The organism is Pseudescherichia vulneris NBRC 102420, assembly GCF_000759795.1.
Classification (GTDB): domain Bacteria; phylum Pseudomonadota; class Gammaproteobacteria; order Enterobacterales; family Enterobacteriaceae; genus Pseudescherichia; species Pseudescherichia vulneris.
Map to the genome: position 1 here is coordinate 1 of NZ_BBMZ01000053.1, position 1110 is coordinate 1110.

Below are 1110 nucleotides of genomic sequence, written 5' to 3' on the forward strand. Positions count from 1 at the left end.
GATTTGATGTAAGGTTAAAGCACTCCAGTAAAAAATTTTATTTTTCTTCCGGCGAACCTATTAGGAAATTTGCTCGATTTGATATTTTGGTTCCAAGAAGAGGATTTCTCCCCGCCGGGAGAGGATATTTGGATAGCTAAGAGGGGGTTGATGTGGCTGAGGTATGTTCTGATGGGGGTGAGTATTTCTTTCATGTAACGCGGTCCGATGGGACAACGGTATGCTCGTTTCATCTCAGGCCAGGGGATCGCGTACTACTCTCCAGCAATGGCTCAGAGGTTGGTCATAAACATCTTCTTGCGGACGAACGAGTTACATCACGGGAAGTGCTGGTCGAGATCGTAAGAGAGTTATCAGCCTGCAATTGACCTTTTTAGCGTCTGAATAGCATAATGGTTATACCGGCCTGAACAACCGGTAACCTGACCACGATGCGCCACGGAGAACACCATGGCGCAACAGTTACAGCTCATTAAGCATTCTTCCAATATCCTGATCCCTGCTACGCAAGAGACCAGCGATTTTCTGCATTCAAAATGCAAGCTCGGCGCAGTACTTGAGGCTGAATTCCGCCAGCTGCGTAATCCGGCATTTCACCGTAAATTTTTCGCACTGCTTAACCTGGGCTTTGAATACTGGGAGCCTACCGGCGGGGCGATCTCATCTAACGAGCGCAGGCTGGTAACCGGCTATGCCAAATTCCTGTCCACGTTCGGCGGTAGCGAAGGCGCGCTGCTGGACGCCGCTGAGCAGTACCTGGCGCGCATCGCCGATCGCCGCTCCGGTAGCATCAGCGTATGCAAATCGTTTGATGCCTACCGCGCCTGGGTGATCGTGGAGGCTGGCCATTACGACGCCATCCAGCTGCCTGACGGTACCCTCCGCAAGCATCCCCGCAGCATCGCATTCGCCAGCATGGACGAGCTGGAGTTTCAGCAGCTCTACAAAGCCGCGCTCGATGTGCTGTGGCGCTGGATCCTCTCACGCGCATTTCGCAGCCAGGCTGAGGCCGAGAACGCCGCCGCACAGCTGCTGAGCTTCTAGGGGTTATGGCGATGAAAGACACCTGGTTCAATCACACCGACTGCACCACGACCCAGGCAGAAGAGC

The 1110-nt window shown here is 53.6% G+C and carries 1 protein-coding gene; it reads left to right on the forward strand.

What is annotated here, in order from left to right; translation table 11 throughout:
* Nucleotides 1–450 precede the first annotated feature (450 nt).
* Entirely contained in the window at nucleotides 451–1044 is a 594-nt protein-coding gene (locus tag EV102420_RS20790) for a DUF1367 family protein (RefSeq protein ID WP_042396242.1), read from the forward strand.
* Nucleotides 1045–1110 lie beyond the last annotated feature (66 nt).

Bases quoted from the DNA above. Each gene is read 5' to 3' on its own strand.
- EV102420_RS20790 (WP_042396242.1), top strand. From the start codon at position 451: ATGGCGCAACAGTTACAGCTCATTAAGCATTCTTCCAATATCCTGATC.